This is a genomic window from Brevibacillus sp. NRRL NRS-603, assembly GCF_003013445.1.
GTDB classification, from domain to species: domain Bacteria; phylum Bacillota; class Bacilli; order Brevibacillales; family Brevibacillaceae; genus Brevibacillus; species Brevibacillus formosus.
In genome coordinates this window covers 394,592-413,747 of record NZ_PXZN01000012.1, presented here as the reverse complement: position 1 = coordinate 413,747, position 19,156 = coordinate 394,592, and the positions used below count along the sequence as shown (strand labels likewise).

Genomic DNA, 19,156 nt, shown 5'->3' with positions numbered 1-19,156 from the left:
TAGACGTAAAGACTCCATTTATTTTTCTACCCAGCTATCTTGGAAATTGGGAGAATAAGATGTCCATTTCACGCCTTTTACTCGCGAGCTTACTACCACAAAGAGCTTGTCATAATAGATGGGAACAACATATGCTTGCTCAAGGAGATGTTTTTGGGCATCTACATATACCTGTTTTCTGGCTTCCGTTTCAGCGGTTGCACGTCCTTTTGTTAATAAGGCATCCAGCTTGCCGTCTTTTAGACCACTTATGTTAAAACCAGCTCCAATTTGGCTAGAGTGGAAACTATGGTATAAAGCATCAGGGTCATCGTAACTATAAGTCACCATCGTCACATCAAAATTTCCTTTCATTTGTCCATCACTAAACGCTGACTCCTCTAAATTTTGAATGGTAGCTTTGATCCCCACCTCGCCCAGCATAGCTTGCAACAACTGAGCTTGCATCTCAAACCTAGCCGAACTCAAAAGGGAAAGGGTAAATACTTTTCCATCCTTTTCTCTCAGGCCTTCTCCGTTTACCTTCCATCCAGCAGCGTCAAGGAGCTTCTTTGCTTCTTCCACATTGTATTGGTACCCGTATTTTTCCAATGACTTATCATACCCCAATGTAGAAGGGGATAAAAACGATTGGGCAACTTCTCCTTCACCCATTAAAACCGCTTGAACCATCGCTTGTTTATTAACCAGCATATTGAATGCTTTTCGGACTTGGATATCCTGGAACTCCGGTTTTGTCAAGTTCATATATAAACTAAGAGGTATCCCAGCCCGTAAGAGTTCTAGAACCTGATAATTTGGGTTATTTCGATACTTCTTGATATCTTTTGCGGGTACATCAAATGCAACATCGATGGTACCGTTTTCCAAAGCGGCCAACACAACACTTTTATCTGGTATTGTTTTGATCACCAGTTTATCAGGTCTTGGCGGTCCTTGATTTTCATCGAGCGGCATGGCCCAATTAAAGGCTTCATTACGAACCAATGTAACCCCCTCGCCAGCCTTCCAGCTCTCAAACTTCCATGGACCCATTCCCACAGGATTTCGTCCATATCCCTCACCATATTTTTCAATAGCCTTCATGGATAGCGGTTGAGTTACACCAGTGCCTAAATCTTCAAGAATCGACACATTGGGTTCATGTAATTCAAGGATGAGGGTTTTATCATCAGGGGCACTGACGCTCTTCACCGGCATCATAACTATTCCCGCCAGTTTTGCTTTAGTTTTCGGATTCTTAATGCGTTCAAAGGTATCCTTAAAACTCTTGGCAGTCAGAGGTGTTCCATCGTGAAACGTAACATCAGAACGAATGGTAAAGGTGTATGTTTTTCCGTCCTCTGAAATCTTGAATTCACTTGCAAGATTAGGTTTGAATTCTTTTGTAACAGGGTCCTTGTAGACCAGCGATCCACCCATATTCCAAGTAACACCCATATCGTTGCCAACTGACTTGTGAACATCTAAGGTATCTGCTTCACTTGCGTAAGCCACAGTGATGGTTCCGCCTGCCTTCGGTTTGTCAGTCTCTGGCTGTTGATTTGGTTCAGGTGTCGTGGATTGTGTGCTGCATGCAACCACCAACGACGTACATATCATAATTAGTAATCCTAAAATAATGCCATGAAATCTCTGTTTCTTCTTCTTTACCATGTTACAGCTCCCTTCTTCTGTATTGTTTTAAAAATTTTGCAGGTGAATCCAACGCATCAGCCCCCCTAGGTCCCGATTATAAAACCTCCAGCAAGAGGAGATTCAATCGTTAGTTTTCGACAATATGTTTCTTCAAAAGAATAGGGAGCTTGTTTAAGAAGCTCCCTGCGCATGCTGAAATTCCTGCTCAATCTGTATTGTTAGAGTGAGCGGAGCGTTGGAGATGGGACCTTTATTCGATAAAGACTTCCTGAATACTGTAGATCTGTTCCATACGCCCCTGCCGCGTTTGCATCGTTTCTCGGTTCGTTATCAGAAGCCCCATGCTGCGCATATGCAAAATACTGTAGACGGCCGACATCGCCATTTTTCCCATTGTTCTCTTGCAACATCCATACTCAATCGAAGAGTACAAATTTACATAAATTAAAAAAAGGCAGCCGTTATAGAGGCTACCTCCGAAAAAAGAAAAACTTAATCAAGTTCCGTTGGATTGAACTGACTAATCTTTGTCGTCTCCCTTGCCCATTTTATCGAAAGGAGTGCACTCACAGCATGAAGCTTTGACTGACTATAGAAATCATATATATGAATTCCACTGATAGAATGAATCCCCACAACTACGTTAATCCGATCTGGTCTGAGTTGTTTTCAAGCGGTTTCTATGTTTTAAGAAAAACTGCTTCTTCTTGTTTTCACTACTCTGCTCGGAGGAATCAGGCCTTAATTGATCAGTGTCATCCTCGCTCGGAACCAATAACGAGTCCATAAACTCTTTTGTCGGGATATAGGGTTCATAAGCAAGAGGAACTTTTGTTACCTTGCTCGTCAATTCATCAAGGGCTGCAAGATCATCAACGCCAACTTGATGAATAGATGTTTTTCCCAATGCAAGAATCGCGACTTTCATTTCTTCCACAAAAGACGTAAGAAAGTTCTCTAAATACTTTGCTGCTTCTTGCTCATCAAATTGAGCCGTTAAACTTCCTGGATAAAAAACAAGTTGAGTAGGAGGCTCCCAAGGAATTGCTTTTGTTACCTGATCATGCGTCATTGCCCACAAGAGTGCCGTTCCCATATAAACACCATCAACGCCTAACGCAAAAGCTTTCAGGCAATCACTTGGCGAGAAGTATCCTCCTCCGCTTAATAAGGTAATTCTTTCCTTCACCCCGCGTTTTTGTAAGTAATGTACGGCACGAGAAACGGCATAAATGGTGGGGATTCCAAAATCGTCTTCCAGGATGGGAGGTCCGCCCTTAGACCCTGCCTGTCCGCCATCGATGCTTACAAAATCAACCCCTGCAAAAATGGCGACTTCCAAATCGGCTTCAATCTTTGGGCTTGCACATATTTTAACTCCAATGGGGATTCCACCAGTAAGGTCGCGCAGATAATCAACTACTTTGCGAAGATCCTGCGGTTTATTGATATCTTTATGCCTCGAAGGAATGACGACATAATCATCGTTCTCCACTTTCATGATTTTCCTAGCTCGTCCCTGAACGTACTCCGAAGGGATAAAACTCCCCGCACCAGCAATAGCTCCTTGCCCGATATGGATTTCGATCGCATCGGCCTGTTTCAGAATTTCTGGTTCTTTTGACCACTTACCGCTATGGTATTGAATAATCAAATGCTTAGCATTTTGTCTCTCTTCAGGTAAAAATCCCCCTTCACCCGTATTTGTTAGAGTTCCGACCGCAGCAGTTCCTCTTGCAATCGCTATCTTTGCTTTCTCTGATACACCAATCCCATATCCCATTCCTCCTGCCATAATGGGTATTTCCAGCGACAAAGGTTTTTTTGCATGGGGCCCGATCGTAATCCGCATATCTACATCAACATCTTCTGGGGTGACTAACGTGGCCAGTTGTGCAGGTGAAAAGATAAGTCCGTCGTAAGTAAGAAATTTACGTGGACTCCCAAACGGTCTTTCAATGACTGCCCCTTCTGCAGCTCGCAAGCTATTTTCAATCAAAATTCTGGGTGGCAGGCGAGTCAAAGCCGTTACCATTTCCCAAATGTTTTCGGGATACCGTTCATTCATGAGCCGCTTCGTGAACCGGCCAATGATCCATTGCAGCAACGACCTAGAAAAAATAAGCGCTAGAATTCCTGAAAATAGAATGGCTGTCATTGTACCCGTAAATGATCCGATATCAAAAGACATCCATTTACTTCCCATTATACTTCTCCCCTTCGATAACGTTAGCAATAGCGTACATGCATATAAGAATGATCCATGCGCAGGTTAGCGATAGTGGCAGGATATTCAGGAATTTTGTGATTTACCATCGTTTGGTTTACCGCAGTATCGTATTCTTTTTTCTCCTGTAGTATAAGGCAGTTAGACAAGTTTATTCCCACAAAAACGTCGTTGAACAATAGTCTTAATACTTCATCAGCACAATAGCTGCCATGCAATGGTTTTGATCCATGTATGCATCATGGTTGGAGTATTGTGGCAAAGGTTGGTTGAATACCTGGCTGTATCCTGAAACTCTTTCGCCCTATGACCTGGGTACTCAACGAGAGAAAAATTCGGGTAATACATACAATCGGGCTTAAATCCGAATCGTTAGCACAATGAGCCATTTTGCTAAATGATATGGTTTAGCTTTACGGGGCTATCGGCGAAAAATGCAAAAGGAGCTGTCGCGGCGCGACAAGCTCCTAGAAATCCATTTGAATACAATTTAAATAATCGAAGACAATGCTTTGGCTAGCAAGTAAACCGGTGCTATGTCACCCAGAAGTAAACCTGCCGCTCAATATGCAGATGAATGCTGTATAGCTCTTCTCTGTATTTTTCGACTTCGAAATCCGGAATCTGCCACGGAATGGTTTTCAAATAATAGATGACACCTTTTTGCTGAAGATCGATCACTTATTAATCAAGAATGAGATACCAATAAATCGCTATCTCATCACTATTTTTATCTAAACCTCTGTAGACGTAGGAATCGAAACCTCCGATGACAAAACCACAACTTTCGTAAAATTTACATGCGCGGACATTATTATTTTGTGTCTCCAGCATGATTCCTGTCATCCCGCCATCCATCGCCCAGCGTTTAGCCTGTTCGATTAGTTTTTTACCGACACCGTAACCTCTATATTGCTTATCAACTTTGATATCTTCCACATAGGCATATTTGTTCCAATTTCTTTTTAAAACAATTTGACCCACAACTTGATTATTTGCGAGCGCTACATAAATGATTTGATCGGGATTGTCGATATAATTCGAATAATCCCCTACAGTATCTTCCTCAAGCTGTTCATCATCGTAGCTTTTAATTCTAAGAGGGATCTCCTTCACCGTATATCCGATTCGCTGTCCCATTAGTTGCAAGACCAAGGTAGAGTCCACGATAAAGCTCCCATCAATGTTTGTACCACATTCTTCGTCCCCAGCTCTCAGTTCTCTAATGAAAATATCCATATTCGTCCTCCTATATTTTTATAAGGTGAGAATAGGGATATAAAGGAGGACCACGGACTTAACGGAATACATATTGCTCCGTCATATTTATAACCTCCTGGTATTATTTAGGGCTTTCTAGATAATTGTACAATCATTGCTTGGCAGGTGCTACAACTTATTTATTGTTAATCCCGTTAAAGTAATAGGTCATGGAGCACGAACTGTACTATATTGCAAAATAACCCAACATCTGGTTGTATCTTCTTTCATATATCCAATCGAGAATATACAATCTAAAAATGGGAGGGATGGAAAATGGATAAACTAATAATTGAACCTATGAAGGGAATTGGCAAAATACTACTTGGTATGACTAAAACCGAAGTAGACGAATGTCTGTAATATTACACGGAAAAATACGAAATAACATATGCGAAAAATCCACTATGTTATCATACGAAGGGTGCTATTCAATCCTTTTTTCAATTGGAATATGATTTTGACGGTAAGGTCAACTTTATTCAAATACCATCTGCTATAAAGGATGTACTTAACTGCGTATTTCATAATTTGGATGTATTTAACACAAAAACCGAGGAACTGGTAGAAAAAATTGATAAGATATCGAACTATGACCGATATCACCGTGAGCTTGGTTGGACTTATTATTATCCTGAATTAGGACTTTCTTTTTGGAGACCAAACATACTTAAGGAATCTGACATGCAAGAAGAATGGTTCAAGGAACTAGAACCATCCATTCAAGAGGATGAAAAAAGGAATTTATACTTTGAATGTGTAAGTATCCAGTGTATTAAGTAAAATACAATGTCCGTAAAGCCTTTCAGATCCGGTTGTCCCGGCAGAAAGGTTTTTTTGACTTTAGTTTTACGGTTCCTTTTGTGGAATTCCAATATGATGCCCCCCGCTCAGCTCCTTCTATTCCTACTTGAGCAGCTTGTTCTTAAGCTCTTCAGCCGTGTCCGGCTTCCAATAGCTTATTTTTAATTTCTTCTCCTGAACCAATTGTCCAACCTGTTCAAAAAGCATTGCTCTCCTCTGAGCTGGCCAATGGGTAAAGGACTCCAAATCACTGGACACATTCCAAATAGAGGTTGCATTTTCCATTTGGGACCATTTTTTCATAAGAATCGATTCAACATCCTCATAACCTATCCGATACAAAATGCCAACGTATGTCGCGCCAATTCCATCATCTAGAATGGCTCTTTTCAGAAAATACGATTGCACCTTTTGGCAGCAAATTTCATTATGGAGCGGAAGCAGGTCACCCAGAACGTCATCAAATTCTCCAGTTACTTTTCCTACATAATAGCTCGTTTTGATAAGACCGCTTAGCTTTTTCTCCTCCGGATCAGCTGCCAAAAGTTCTATCCAGCGCATATCCAAATCCTCAAACAGCAGCGGTGTAAGTGAAAAATATGTATCATCCCGAAGCATATGACCCCAGCCAAACATAAACGTATGCCGATTTTGCTTAGGATCAAACTTCACCGTGCCTAGCACGTTCAAAATAAAACGCTGCGCTACCGGATCTTTGTAATACGGTGAAAATGCCTCGAAGACATCGCTAGCTGGCTTGGTTAGAAGCGCGGAAGCGAATACAGGAGATAGCCAGGCACCGCCGTATTGTTCATATAGCTTGCAAGCCAGCGCTTGCAGCCTACTATCTCCATCCATTAAAACAGATCCAACTAAAATCATAGGAAAGGCTTGTTCCAAAGTCACCCCATCCAAAGTATCACTTATATGAAAGATAGAAGTATCTCTGTAGGTTAACTTTAGCACCTCGCTGTCGGGCTTAAATGATGAAATCTTCTGGATATGCTCTGCTGCAAGCTCATACACCTCGCACATCTTCTCACTTGCTTTGCCCGGCACCATGCCAAGAAAGGCAAGCAGTGTTTCATGCTCTTCCCAGCTGATCTTGCTGCCAGGCTTCTTCTCCAGAAACGTCTGCAAAAAAACTAGAAGTCGATCAGCAAGCACTTCCGACACTGTATTCGAAAATGTGTGGTTTAATATTTTTTCGCATTTTTGAGGCGACTTTAATAGCTTTTTCCAATAAGCTGCAGCAGGTTCATAATCAATCTTAGCCAGTGCCCTCTGGGCGGCAAGCTTACTCTTCCCGCGCTCTGTACTGGCCAAATGCAATAGCACAGGAGCCTCACTAGGTCCGAGCTCCGAGATAGCCTTCTCTCTGCTACTCCCTTTGGGCGGCAATGCATCGAAAATTAGCTGATTATAATCTGACATTACTGGGTTCCCCCTCATCCTGACTATTTCTTTTATAGTAGCACGCCAAATTTTGAGGATAGGAAGTTAGGGACTAAATATCCTAAGTTTGTCGCTGTTTGATTAGAAGTAATCATTGTATAATTCTTGCTGCTGTTCCTCTGCTATGTTCTGTAAGTCATATGCATTAATTCGAAACAACTGATAATCGCCAATATCCGCTTTTTTTTCGGCTAGCTTACTTAAAAATTTCGGGGAGCCTTCGTTTTCTTCATCGTAAACTAACAAGATACCGTCTGAATTGGATAGCAAGAATTTGTCTTTCTCTCCAAGCTGCCAAACTCCCTGATAAGGTGTTTGATAGACACTATTGATATAGTCGGCTTGCATCACGATATTTCGGTAGTAATCCTGAGTTTCTTCTTTCCACTTCTCCTCTTGATTCAAAAATGGAGTAATTACTGCCAGTTTTAGATGTGGATACTCCTTTTTTAATTCCAGAACAGTTTCGGCTGCCCACATTTCGACCCCAAGTTGACCTGATATGATGACCCATTCCAATTCTTCTTCAAGGAATCTTACGAGTTCCCGCTTCAGTGCTTTCTTAATAATCGCTAATCCCGGATTTTTTTCATTGAAAATGCCAAGCTCGTGAGCCTTGTATCCTGAAACAAATAAACGTTTTAACATGTTGCCACCTCTAATTTAAAAGAAATCTAGCAGAAAGTAGATTTCTTTTCACTTGCTGTCTATTCTTAATGTTTGTCTCATTTTTCCTTATAATATCACAAATTTGAATGCCTCAGGATAAAGCGGAGGATTCGTTTCTCTTTCCAAAACGGCATTGGGTAGAAGTGGCAATCGCCTTTCGGTAAACGGAAATATCAATCATGGCTCGTTCTAGGTGTTAAACCGATCAGTCTTTTGAAAAAATTAGAGAAGTGACTTTGATCGCTAAAAGTTGAACGCTTTAAAGTTATAAGCATACCCCTAATCGATGTATAATACCACCACGCGCCAACATGAAGCTGTCGCGTGGTCCAGCCCTTAGACGTGGGGAGAGTTATGCGGAATAGCGGGGTATTTGTTCAAAGCATCCATTCAGTTTTCAGGATTTTTGCCGACCCCTGGGATTTCCTTTCTCATTTCAGCGTTTTTATTTTCGGGTTCACTCTGTACTTTCTTTGCACTTTTGGCGAAGCCCTCTGCTTTCAGCCTGTCCACTAATAACTCTTTGTCGAGCATCCTATCACCAACTTTACATAGCGTAGGGGTAAAATATTCCCCTCGCCTTTTATAATGAACCGAGACCCTTACATCTATATGCTACTTTTCTTCTTTCATTTTTTTGGAACAAAAGATCAGCCATTCAAATTTTATCTAGGTGGACAGCAGCTTTTCTGTATGAACCAGTTTTCGTAACTCAGGGATAACTCGCTCCTTTTCTTGATTGCTATCCCATTCTTCTTCAATAGCGCTATAAAACCGTTCGTATTCTTCCACCGTAATAACCTTTCTCATTAACAACTCATAAAAACAATCCAGTTTGTCCTGCGTCCGCTTCACAATTTCTTTGTAGGACAAACCCTTTCGCATCATACGCTGATTATAGATAACATGGCCTACCTCATGCGCCAGTATGTCAGAGAACGTATCGAGGCTGATGTCCTCCTTGTCCGCCAATATGTATATAATGTTTTTTCCGTTTCGAAATTCCACAAAGCCATTTGCTTGCCTAGGCTGCTCTAAAAAATAAACTTCACAATCATAATGGGCTTCAACCCAGGACATCATCCGTGCGAACGTTTCATCTTTCCTCGATTGTTGTGGACTGTTCATCATGTCATCTCCCATTCAATCAAATAAAGCGATCTGTCCACGTACATAATAAGCGAGACTTAAGAGTGCAGGAGGGCTTGTATCGTGGAAATTGATGATCGTATTACAGTTGAGGATGAGCAAGGTAATGAAAAAGAGTATGCAGTTGAAGCTTTATTCGATATGAACGAAAAATTCTACGCCCTTTTAACATCAGATAAGGATCGCATTCTTATGCGAGTCGTAGATCCGGAGGGGGAAAACCAATATCTGGTGGGGATTGATGATCCCGAGGAAGCAGCATCTATATTGGACGCGTATCAAATTGCATTGGAAGCAGATGAAGAAATTCCAGATTGATTATGGTGTTTTCCATTCGATGTAAAAAGAAGCCGAGAGAATACGAGATAACCCCACGCATTCTTCTCGGCTTTTCTCCTTACGAACCTATCCCGTTTTTACCACAAACTCAATGCTTCCAAGGCCACCCCATTTGGCACTAACGACATCACCTTCTCGTAGCTGGTGGGAACCGGTAATGCCCCCAGACAAAATCAAATCTCCTTTGTGCAGCTTGCGCCCTTCGCGAACAAGCATGTTCGCCAGCATCGCGACCGAGCGAGCTGGATGACCAAGAACGGCCGCACCAGCCCCCAAGTCTTTGAGCTCGCCATTGATCGAAAGAGTAACGCCAACCAAATCGATTTCAAGTTCATTAGGCTTTCTCCATGTCGATCCGAGAAACATACGGGAAGACGATGTATTGTCGGCAATAACATCCGGCAAGGCAAACTGAAACTGCACGTACCTGCTGTCGATAATCTCCAATGCGGGAACCACATAGTCAGTGGCAGCCAGGACATGAGCCTCCGTAATGCCGGGTCCTTCCAAATCCTCATGCAAAACAAAGGCGATTTCCGCTTCCACCTTGGGATGAATCAATTCATTAATCGGCAGAATGCCGTCCTCGATATTCATATAGTCAAAAATGTAGCCCCGAATCGGTTCGTGAACATTCATCTGCTTCATTTTTGCCTGACTGGTCAAACCCATTTTAGAGGCAAAAATTCGATGTCCCTGCTCAAGCTTGAGGGAGACCAGCTCATTTTGAATACGATATCCATCTTCCACGGTCAGCTCGGGGTATTCAGCCGTTAGTTTCACGACCACCTCTCTATTCAACTCCGCATCCACCAGCTTCTGCGCCAACCGTTTGTACAATAGTTCCGATTGCACGCTAGTCACCCCCCTATCTAATTTTGGTAGTGCTGTTTAGTTGGGCGATTTCCGCTGCGACATCCACGATCATGTCTTCTTGTCCCCCCACGGCCTTTCGTCTTCCCAGCTCGATTAAAATATCCCGGGAGTCGATGCCGAATTTCCTGGCTGCACGCTCGGCATGAAGCCGGAAGCTCGAATAGACACCCGCGTATCCGAGAACCAGAGCGTCTCTGGTAATTTCCTGTGGTACTTGAAGAATCGGCGACACGATTTCCTCTGCCAGGTCCATCATTTTGTACAGATCGACGCCTGTCTGAATGCCCATACGATCCAGTACAGCAAGGAGAACCTCGGTTTGTGTATTGCCCGCACCTGCACCCAAGCACCGAACACTGCCGTCAATCCAGGTGGCCCCCTCTTGAATGGCGACGAGCGTATTGGCCATGGCTAAAGACAAATTGTTGTGTGCATGGAAGCCAATGGGAATATTCAGACATTGCTTCAACGCCCGGACTCGTTCTCCTGCTTGATCAGGTAGCAGAGCGCCAGCAGAATCAACGATATACACGACATCGGCCCCATAGCTTTGCATAAGTCCAGCTTGCTCCGCCAATTTTTCCGGAGTAGCCATATGCGACATCATCAAAAAGCCAACTGTTGTCAAGCCAAGCTCTTTCGCCTGATAAATATGCTGAGCGGAGACGTCCGCTTCGGTCGCATGTGTGGCGATTCGAGCCATGCCTACCCCCAACGCTGCAGCCGTCTTCATATCTTTGATCGTGCCAATTCCCGGTAGCAAAAGCACGCCCACTTTCGCTCGTTTACAAACAGAAACGGCAGCCTCGATCAGCTCCAGTTCAGGGGTCTTGGACAGCCCATACTGCAGGGACGATCCTGCCAAACCATCTCCATGGGAGACTTCGATATACGGTACGTTTGCTTCATCTAATGCGCGCGCCACTTCGACTACTTGCTCCACGGTAAACTGGTGATTGATCGCATGGCTCCCATCTCGAAGCGCTACCTCGGTGATCACAATATCACGAGTCATTTGCGGTTCCTCCTTTCATCGTTGCTATATACCCGTGCCGATGCCGACAGCATGCTTGGCATATTCCTCTGCTACCTTCACCGCTGTCGCCGTCATGATATCCAAATTGCCTGAATAAGTAGGGAGGTAGTCGCCCGCGCCTTCCACTTCTAAAAAAACGGTGATCTTGTTTTCATCAAAGATTGGTGCTGAGCGCAGGCGGTACCCAGGCACGTACGATTGAATATAAGCTACGGTCTGGTGAATAGCCTCCACGATCGCCTGTCGGTCAGCACCTTCCTCCACAACTACATAGATTGTATCTCTCATCAGGATCGGCGGCTCTGCCGGATTCAGGATGATGATCGCCTTGCCTTTCTTCGCTCCACCGATCGCTTCAATTCCATGTGCCGTCGTCTCCGTAAATTCGTCGATGTTGGAACGTGTGCCAGGTCCCGCGCTTTTACTAGAAATAGTGGCCACGATCTCTGCGTAGCTGACCGGACTCACACTCCCTATCGCATGAACGATTGGAATAGTAACCTGGCCGCCGCATGTGATCAGATTGATGTTCTTTTCATTCAAATGTGCACCGAGATTCACAGATGGTACTACATAGGGCCCCACAGCAGCAGGTGTGAGATCGATGGTGAACTTTCCTGCCTCCCGGAGCGCCTTGGCATGACGAATATGTGCTTTGGCTGAAGTAGCGTCAAAGACGATATCCGCAAGATCCGCACCGCTTTCTAAAAACGGTAGTAATCCGCCCTCGAATGCGTAGTGTCCAGCTGCCTTTGCTCTACGCAGACCATCCGAATCAGGATCGATACCAACCATGGACGTCAGTTCAAGAACTGGCGACCTTCCTAGCTTGATCATCAGGTCTGTCCCGATGTTACCCGACCCCAGTATGGCTACTTTTACTTTCTTCATACATGCACTCCTTTCATGTTTTTTTCTCGCCGAACCTGACTCCTACGGAACCAAGTCCAGCAAGCCGTGTGTGAAATACATCGCCAGGCTTAGCTTCAACCGCTGCCGATAACGCACCGGACAAGATGATTTCTCCTGCTTTGAGTGTCATTCCTAATTCGTACAGCTTGTTCGCTAACCACGCCACACAGGATGCGGGATTGCCCAATGCCGCGGCACCAACACCGGTATTGACCAGCTCCTGATTTTTATAAAGCGCCATTCCTACCAGAGGAAGATCCAAATCTTGCGGTTTCATGGGATGTCCACCCAGCACATAGAAGCCCGAGGATGCATTGTCGGCAACTGTGTCTTCTAGTTTGATTTGCCAGTTGGCGATACGGCTGTCCACGATTTCCAAAGCAGGCATTACATATTCCGTTGCCATCAAGACTTCATAGGTGGTTACATGTGGCCCTTCCAGATCGCGCTTCAGCAGGAAGGCAATTTCTGCTTCTACCTTTGGTTGAAGGACATGCTCAAAAGGCAGCTCTCCGTTGTTTTCCACAATCATGTCGTCCAATAGATGTCCATAGTCAGGCTGTTCCACGCCAAGCAGTGTCTGCATGGCCCGAGAGGTCAGGCCGATTTTCTTCCCTGTAATCCTCGCACCTTCTTTCACTTTTCGTTCAATCGTCTTCAATTGAACCTGGTATGCCTCTATCTCGCTGAATTGCGGGTCCAGTAAGGTGAGTGGCGTTACTCCCACCCCTTCACGACTCGCCGCCGCTAAATGATCGGCGAATCGCGTGATTTTTTCTATGTCCACACGACTCCCTCCCTGATTTGCTGTCCTTCTCGCTATAATTTCATGGTGACTGTCTTGACCTCGGTGTAGAATTCGAAGCTGTGACGCCCGCCTTCGCGGCCAATCCCGCTGTCCTTGGCACCGCCAAACGGAGTTCGCAAGTCACGCACATACCAGCAATTGATCCATAAAAGACCTGACTGTACTCGATCCGCCACGCGATGTCCGCGCCGCAGGTCGTTGGTCCAAACCACTCCTGCCAGGCCGTAAGCTGAATCATTGGCGATCCGAATAGCGTCCTCTTCTGTACGAAATGGAATGATCACGATGACCGGACCGAAAATCTCTTCCTGCGCCACCCTCATTTTGTTGTCTACATCATAAAGAACGGTTGGCTTCAGGAAATTGCCGTCACCAAGCCCGCTGATCCGTTTTCCCCCGTAACCGAGCTTGGCTCCTTCCTCCAATCCAATCTGTATGTAGTGTTCCACCGTCTCCAAGTGACTGCGAGACACCAACGCTCCCATATCTGTCTCTGATTCCAGAGGATTTCCCACCTTGATCTTTTGGACAGCCGCTACAAATTTGTCCAGAAAAAGATCGTATACGCTTTCTTGCACCAACAAACGCGATCCTGCCAGACAAATCTCACCCTGGTTGCGGAATATCGCCTCGATTGATCCTTTTACCGCTTCATCAAGATCAGCATCTTCAAACACGATATTGGCTGATTTGCCTCCCAATTCGAGCGATACCGGAATCAGATGCGAAGCGGCATTCTGCATGACCGTCCTGCCGGTGTTCGATTCTCCTACAAAAGATATCCGGCGCACATGGGGATGCGTCGTCATTGCCGTCCCGACAGTCCCGCCCGGACCAGTGATAATGTTGAGCACGCCAGGAGGCAGACCTGCTTCATTGGCAATCTCTCCGAGCATCACCGCCGAGAGAGGCGTGTACGAGGCTGGTTTTACAACAACGGTATTTCCCGCCGCTAAAGCAGCCGATGCTTTCCATGTCATCTGCATGAAGGGCAAATTCCATGGAATGATCAGACTTGTCACACCTGCTGGAGCATATTTGACGTAGGACATAAAATGGCGCATTTCATAATGCTCATGGACCATGTATTTAGCCATTTCGGCAAAGAAGCGCAAATTGGCTGCCGCTCTCGGAATGTCGAAGCCCCGGCTTTCTTTGATCGGTTTGCCGACATCGAGCGTTTCCACCAAAGCGAGTTCATCCACACGCTCCATCACCAGATCAGCCATTTTGCATAGAATCTTGGCACGCTCATCTACAGACATCTCACTCCAAACGCCTGACTCAAATGTACGCTGGGCCACGTCGATCGCCCTTTTTACATCCTGCTCACTTGCATTGGCCACAGACGCCAGCTTGAGATTTGTCGCTGGGTTGATCGTATCGAAGGTTTCACCAGAAACAGCGTCCACGTAAGCGCCGTCTATGAATAGCTTGGCGTCTTTTCGAACATGGTTTTCCTTGGCAGTCTGACTCATGGGAATCCTCCTAATTCTCGATTTCCAAGATCATCTCTATCTCTACGGCGTTGTTTAGCGAGAGCTGGGCCATCCCTACAGCGGATCGCCCATGCCTGCCTTTCTCGCCGAATAGCTCCACCAACAAGTCGGATGCCCCATTCATGACTGTAGGCTGATCGATGAAAGCTGGATCGCTGTTAACGAATCCGAGTATTTTGACTACTCGTTTGACTCTCCCCAGTTCCCCTAGCTCATGTTTGGCAACAGCCAGCAGATTGAGCATACACTGTCTGGCTGCGAGGTAGCCTTCCTCTATCGTGACATCCTGTCCCAGCTTCCCTCGATATTCGTTTGTCCCTTGGCCTGCCAGAAAGAGGAGATTGCCCGATTGGACACAACCGACATAATTACCGGCTGGCTGTCTACGTTCGGGCAGATTTAGGCCCATAGCCTGTAGACGTTGTTCCGGTGTTTCAGTCTGATGTCTCACAGTACTTTCATCTCCTTTATGTTCAGGAAGCGAAGCGCGTTTTCACCCAGCAACGCCCGCTTCTGCCCGTCAGTCAGTTCCAACGTATGATCGATGACTTCCCCGGGAGGTTTTTCACGAAGCAGAAAGGGATAATCCGAGCCCATCATGATTTTATCTTCGCCAAATCGCTTCATCATGTATGGGATGTTCAGTGAGTCGTACGTCAAGGAATCAAAGTAGAATTGTTTCGCGTACACACTAGGCGGTTGATCGATCAGACGCAGATGCGGCCATACCTTCCAGCCTTGATCCAGCCTGGGTAGAATATAAGGAAAAGAGCCGCCGCCATGGGCAAAGCAGATGTTCAGCCGCGGAAATTTCTCGATCACGCCACCCAAGATAAGACTTGCTGCGGCAAGCGCTGTCTCGCTTGGCATCCCGACGGTGTACATCAGGTTGTGCCGCGGCATCCGTTCTCTGCCCAATGTCTCCCATGGATGGACGAAGAGCGGCACATCCCATGCCTGACACATTTCAAAAAAAGGAATCAGTCCCGGGTCGTCCAGATTGTTGCCATTTACGTTGGTGCCGATTTCGATCCCTCTCAGGCCGAGCTCGTGCATGCAGCGATCCATTTCCCGAATAGCCGCCTCCGTGTCTTGCAAGGGAACGGTACCCAATCCAAGGAAATGATTCGGATGTTGGTTGACCGTCTCTGCGATAAAATCGTTTTGAATCCGCGCCATCACTTCCGCTTCGGCTGTCGGGGCCCAGTAGGAAAACGTGACCGGAATAGGTGATAATACCTGCATATCCACGCCTTCTAGCTGCATGTCATGGATCCGTTTTTGGGGATCCCACACTTGATTCGTCACTTCGCGAAAGACCTTTCCCCCGACCATGATAGTTGCCCCGCATGTGCAAGTGCGATGCAGAACTGGCCAACGCTCTCCATGAAATCGTTCAGCCAGGTTGGGAATATCCTCTGGAATAATGTGGGTATGGAAGTCTACTCGCATTTCCACTCACTCGCTTCCGGAGGCATGACGTGCCCGCATTTTTGGCATGTACGCAGCTCTAGATTGCTGTTGAAGCCTTCGATCGCCTCTTTTACCTGCACCTCTATGTTGGTCAGTTGAATCCGTACGCGATGCATTTCGTGGTCGCAGTTTTCACAGAACCAAGCAAAGTCCTCTAGTTCTCCCTCATTTCTGTTGCGCTCAATCACGATCCCGATGGTATCTGCGATCCGGTGTGGGGAATGTGGGACATTCGCAGGAAGACGGAACATTTCGCCTTCTTTTACCGTGATGATCTCACGCCTGCCATCCTCATTCATGATCTCTACGAAGCAATCACCCTTGAGCTGGTAAAAGACTTCCTCGGATGGATCTATGTGAAAATCTCGCCGCTTATTTGGCCCTCCCACTACCATGACCATCAGTTCTGCATCTTTCCAAATTACCTTGTTATTCACCGGTGGCTTGAGCTGATCGATGTGATCCTCGATAAACTTCCACAAATGGATAGGTGACAATGTCCGCATGCTCTATTCCCTCCCTGTTTTACCTTGTTTAAAGAACCTGCTCCGTCTGTGATGCCGATTTGGCAGAATAAACGCTGAGCGCATCATCCACCATCGTGCAGGCATGAGACTTCTTATAGTTGTTGTAAAAAATCGCTAATTTGCGCACCGGATCACCGGTATAGTATCGTTCGTATTGCAGCAAACGCTGTCCGAAAGCTTCCCCGCACAGGTCCCAAGCGAGCTTAAACAGGCGAACCCGATCTGTACCGGAGATACCCTTCCGCCCGGCATAAAACTTTTCCATATCCTCCACCAAATCGGGATGCTCCATATCACTGTCTGTCGGGGACATGAGCAATCCGCCTGCTCCAATAATTTGCATGACTTCGATCGCTCGCGGGTACAGCTTCGGAAGCAGTCCGCGAATGGTTTCGAGCTGTATGTAACCCGGCATGAGCTCGCCCGAAGGCAAGGTCTCGTATTCCAGCTCAGCTGTCTTCAGCAGCGCTCTAACCGATTCCAGCGATTGTGCTAGCTCCCCGAGATTGTTTTGGACATTCGGATAGATGTCTACCCCGATGGAGTCTGCCAGCCGCATGGCAACTTCTGTGGCAAATTGGAGCTTCACCAGACCTCTCACCCCTGACTGGTGCGCAGGCTGCTGTCCGATGCCTGTCTTTGGATAAAGCAGGTTGGCTGCTTCTACATTGTTGTACAGGAATAGGCGCTCCCAAGGCACGAGTACGTCATGAAAGACAAGAACAGCATCCATTTCTTCGAAGCGCGATGCCAACGGATGGTCATAAACGGAACGAATTCCATCCTGCATGGGCTCTCTACAAATGATGCGCAAGCCCGGCGTGTTAATCGGAATGGCGAATGCCAAGGCGTAACGCTCATCTCCTGGCTGGAACCCAGGGAACGAGTAAATGATGACTTCATCCGTGATCGGCGCCAGTGTCGCGAGCATTTTCGCACCTTTGACAATCAGCCCTTCTGGCGTCTTCTCTACTGTTCCCAAATGAGTGTACACATCGTTTTGTTCATGCGAGGACTTGCTGCGGTCATTTTGCGGATTGATAATCGCATGCGTTAAAAACAAGTCTTGGTCGCGCACATGCTTGTAATAAGTTTTCACGTTTTCCGCCCATTGCGGATTGTACCTTTCCAAAAAAGACGCATTGCTGTATAGCGACGTCAAGACGACATTGAGAAAATCCGGCGTTCTTCCCATCAAGCCAAAAGTGGCTTCCGCATAAGCTTCGTACACGGCTCGTTTCGCCCGCAATTCCTCAGGGGTCTTTGCAACGAGAAAGGCGTTGTTCACACGCTCACCGGTTTCCTGACAAATATGGGTAATCTTGTCCTGGTACTTCTCGTCATACTGCATGTCATACAGTTTGGCTATTTCCTGAATCGGCTGCCGAAAAACAGCTTCCTCACATACATTTGTCACCTTTCTTCCTTGCAGCCAAATCTCCGGTTGCCGTGATCTCAAGCCCTGAATGTATTGGTCACCTGTGCGGATTCCCACTACAATTCCTCCCTGTGGATTTTTGTTGGTTGAGCCGTTTTTGTTCTTAAACCGCATTATAATGTCTGTCTTTTCAGAGAAATGTAACCCACTTAACATCACGGCTGAAAAATAAAAAAATGCCGCTCACCTAATTGATAAGCAGCTGAGTTTTATGTAAACGATTTAACATCATTTCTGTTTTTCTTTCGAATGCACGTCATTTTCACGTTGAAATATTGGTAAGGAGCTTTTTATTTTCATATAATCAAGAGTATCGAGTTCAGAAAATTAAGACTTAATTTTCGTTGGGTGATTGGAAGAGGCAAGATCACGGATGAGGAAAGGAGCGGTGATGATGGTATCCCCTTTTGAAACTGATTTGAAATGGGAAACCCTTTTAGAATACGGCACCCGCCAATTTGTGAAAGGAAAAACAGCAATCTATAAGCAAAAGACGATGGGAGAAGGTTTTTATTATCTTCATAAGGGATTGGTGAAGATTGTGACCTCTACCTTCAAGGGGAAAGATCGCTTGGTGAACATCGTAGTCCCTGGTCAAATCATGGGACTGCAAACGATGGATCAACAACCTCATTTCACCACGGCAATTGCTGTAAAGAATGCAGTCGTCTACCATTTCTCCTGTTTGCAATTCCTCGAAATGCTGAAGGCACGCCCTGAACTCTTGTCTCTTTTCACCCAAACAATCAATCAAAAAATGCGGATTCTTCTAACCGCCATCAACATGAAGGCACTGACTTCAGAAGAGCAAATCGCTCGTCTCCTCCTCAACATTTGCGAAGACTTTAAAAACCACGAGGTTCCCCTCACTCAACAAGAGCTAGCTGAATGTGCTGGCCTCACCCGCATCACAGTCTACAAGATCCTGAAGGCTTGGAAGGAACAGGGCATCATTGAAATCAAAAACCGATCCTTTATCGTCAAACGCCCAGATATGCTGAAGCCTCCACAACTCACGGCACAGACTGCTCGCACAGTGTAAGCCT

The 19,156-nt window shown here is 45.8% G+C and carries 18 protein-coding genes; 2 read left to right on the top strand and 16 right to left on the bottom strand.

Features of this window, described 5'->3' with window-relative positions:
- Nucleotides 1-18: 18 nt before the first annotated feature.
- From C7R94_RS09075 to C7R94_RS09040, 7 genes are all read right to left on the bottom strand, one after another.
- Entirely contained in the window at nucleotides 19-1,656 is a 1,638-nt protein-coding gene (locus tag C7R94_RS09075; RefSeq protein ID WP_106780211.1) for an ABC transporter substrate-binding protein, read from the bottom strand.
- A gap of 232 nt (nucleotides 1,657-1,888) precedes the next feature.
- Nucleotides 1,889-2,017 carry a hypothetical protein gene (locus tag C7R94_RS30815; RefSeq protein WP_255576636.1) on the bottom strand — a complete coding sequence of 43 codons (129 nt, stop codon included), beginning with the start codon at nucleotides 2,015-2,017 and terminating at the stop codon, nucleotides 1,889-1,891.
- 264 nt (nucleotides 2,018-2,281) lie between these two features.
- Nucleotides 2,282-3,844, bottom strand: coding sequence for an FMN-binding glutamate synthase family protein (locus C7R94_RS09070; protein ID WP_106780208.1), 1,563 nt, complete (start codon nucleotides 3,842-3,844; stop codon nucleotides 2,282-2,284).
- Between the two features lie 705 nt (nucleotides 3,845-4,549).
- Complete coding sequence (locus tag C7R94_RS09060) at nucleotides 4,550-5,104, bottom strand: GNAT family N-acetyltransferase (protein WP_106780206.1); 555 nt, start codon at nucleotides 5,102-5,104, stop codon at nucleotides 4,550-4,552.
- Nucleotides 5,105-6,031: 927 nt separating this feature from the next.
- Entirely contained in the window at nucleotides 6,032-7,363 is a 1,332-nt protein-coding gene (locus C7R94_RS09050; protein WP_106780204.1) for a hypothetical protein, read from the bottom strand.
- Between the two features lie 102 nt (nucleotides 7,364-7,465).
- A complete protein-coding gene (locus C7R94_RS09045) occupies nucleotides 7,466-8,032 on the bottom strand; it encodes an SLOG family protein (protein WP_106780201.1) in 567 nt (188 codons plus the stop codon).
- Nucleotides 8,033-8,722: 690 nt separating this feature from the next.
- Complete coding sequence (locus tag C7R94_RS09040) at nucleotides 8,723-9,184, bottom strand: hypothetical protein (protein ID WP_158264662.1); 462 nt, start codon at nucleotides 9,182-9,184, stop codon at nucleotides 8,723-8,725.
- A gap of 81 nt (nucleotides 9,185-9,265) precedes the next feature.
- On the opposite strand from C7R94_RS09040, the gene C7R94_RS09035 reads away from it, so the two are divergent.
- Nucleotides 9,266-9,520, top strand: coding sequence for a DUF1292 domain-containing protein (locus C7R94_RS09035; RefSeq protein WP_233220505.1), 255 nt, complete (start codon nucleotides 9,266-9,268; stop codon nucleotides 9,518-9,520).
- 87 nt (nucleotides 9,521-9,607) lie between these two features.
- On the opposite strand, the gene C7R94_RS09030 is transcribed toward C7R94_RS09035, so the two are convergent.
- Genes C7R94_RS09030 through C7R94_RS08990 form a run of 9 tightly spaced genes read right to left on the bottom strand, consistent with a single transcriptional unit; the run spans nucleotide 9,608 to nucleotide 18,167 of the window.
- On the bottom strand, nucleotides 9,608-10,396 hold the full coding sequence (locus C7R94_RS09030) for a 2-keto-4-pentenoate hydratase (RefSeq protein WP_106780196.1): 789 nt from the start codon (nucleotides 10,394-10,396) through the stop codon (nucleotides 9,608-9,610).
- Between the two features lie 13 nt (nucleotides 10,397-10,409).
- Nucleotides 10,410-11,432, bottom strand: a complete 1,023-nt coding sequence (gene dmpG, locus C7R94_RS09025) for a 4-hydroxy-2-oxovalerate aldolase (protein WP_106780193.1) — start codon at nucleotides 11,430-11,432, stop codon at nucleotides 10,410-10,412.
- 24 nt (nucleotides 11,433-11,456) lie between these two features.
- The gene (locus tag C7R94_RS09020) at nucleotides 11,457-12,344 is read right to left on the bottom strand and encodes an acetaldehyde dehydrogenase (acetylating) (protein WP_106780191.1); all 888 of its coding nucleotides are present in this window, start codon (nucleotides 12,342-12,344) and stop codon (nucleotides 11,457-11,459) included.
- 13 nt (nucleotides 12,345-12,357) lie between these two features.
- Nucleotides 12,358-13,152: a 2-keto-4-pentenoate hydratase gene (locus C7R94_RS09015; protein ID WP_106780189.1), complete on the bottom strand. Its 795-nt coding sequence runs from the start codon at nucleotides 13,150-13,152 to the stop codon at nucleotides 12,358-12,360.
- Between the two features lie 32 nt (nucleotides 13,153-13,184).
- Entirely contained in the window at nucleotides 13,185-14,651 is a 1,467-nt protein-coding gene (locus C7R94_RS09010; RefSeq protein ID WP_106780187.1) for an aldehyde dehydrogenase, read from the bottom strand.
- A gap of 10 nt (nucleotides 14,652-14,661) precedes the next feature.
- Nucleotides 14,662-15,123, bottom strand: coding sequence for a RidA family protein (locus C7R94_RS09005; protein ID WP_106780185.1), 462 nt, complete (start codon nucleotides 15,121-15,123; stop codon nucleotides 14,662-14,664).
- Nucleotides 15,120-16,124 carry an amidohydrolase family protein gene (locus tag C7R94_RS09000; protein ID WP_106781248.1) on the bottom strand — a complete coding sequence of 335 codons (1,005 nt, stop codon included), beginning with the start codon at nucleotides 16,122-16,124 and terminating at the stop codon, nucleotides 15,120-15,122. The genes C7R94_RS09005 and C7R94_RS09000 overlap by 4 nt, the downstream gene beginning before the upstream one ends.
- Complete coding sequence (locus C7R94_RS08995) at nucleotides 16,115-16,651, bottom strand: 3-hydroxyanthranilate 3,4-dioxygenase (RefSeq protein ID WP_047069429.1); 537 nt, start codon at nucleotides 16,649-16,651, stop codon at nucleotides 16,115-16,117. The genes C7R94_RS09000 and C7R94_RS08995 overlap by 10 nt, the downstream gene beginning before the upstream one ends.
- Nucleotides 16,652-16,679: 28 nt before the next feature.
- Complete coding sequence (locus C7R94_RS08990; RefSeq protein WP_106780182.1) at nucleotides 16,680-18,167, bottom strand: 4-hydroxyphenylacetate 3-hydroxylase family protein; 1,488 nt, start codon at nucleotides 18,165-18,167, stop codon at nucleotides 16,680-16,682.
- Between the two features lie 337 nt (nucleotides 18,168-18,504).
- Here C7R94_RS08990 and C7R94_RS08985 point away from each other — a divergent pair, with 337 nt between their 5' ends.
- Complete coding sequence (locus C7R94_RS08985) at nucleotides 18,505-19,152, top strand: Crp/Fnr family transcriptional regulator (RefSeq protein WP_106781246.1); 648 nt, start codon at nucleotides 18,505-18,507, stop codon at nucleotides 19,150-19,152.
- Nucleotides 19,153-19,156: the final 4 nt, after the last annotated feature.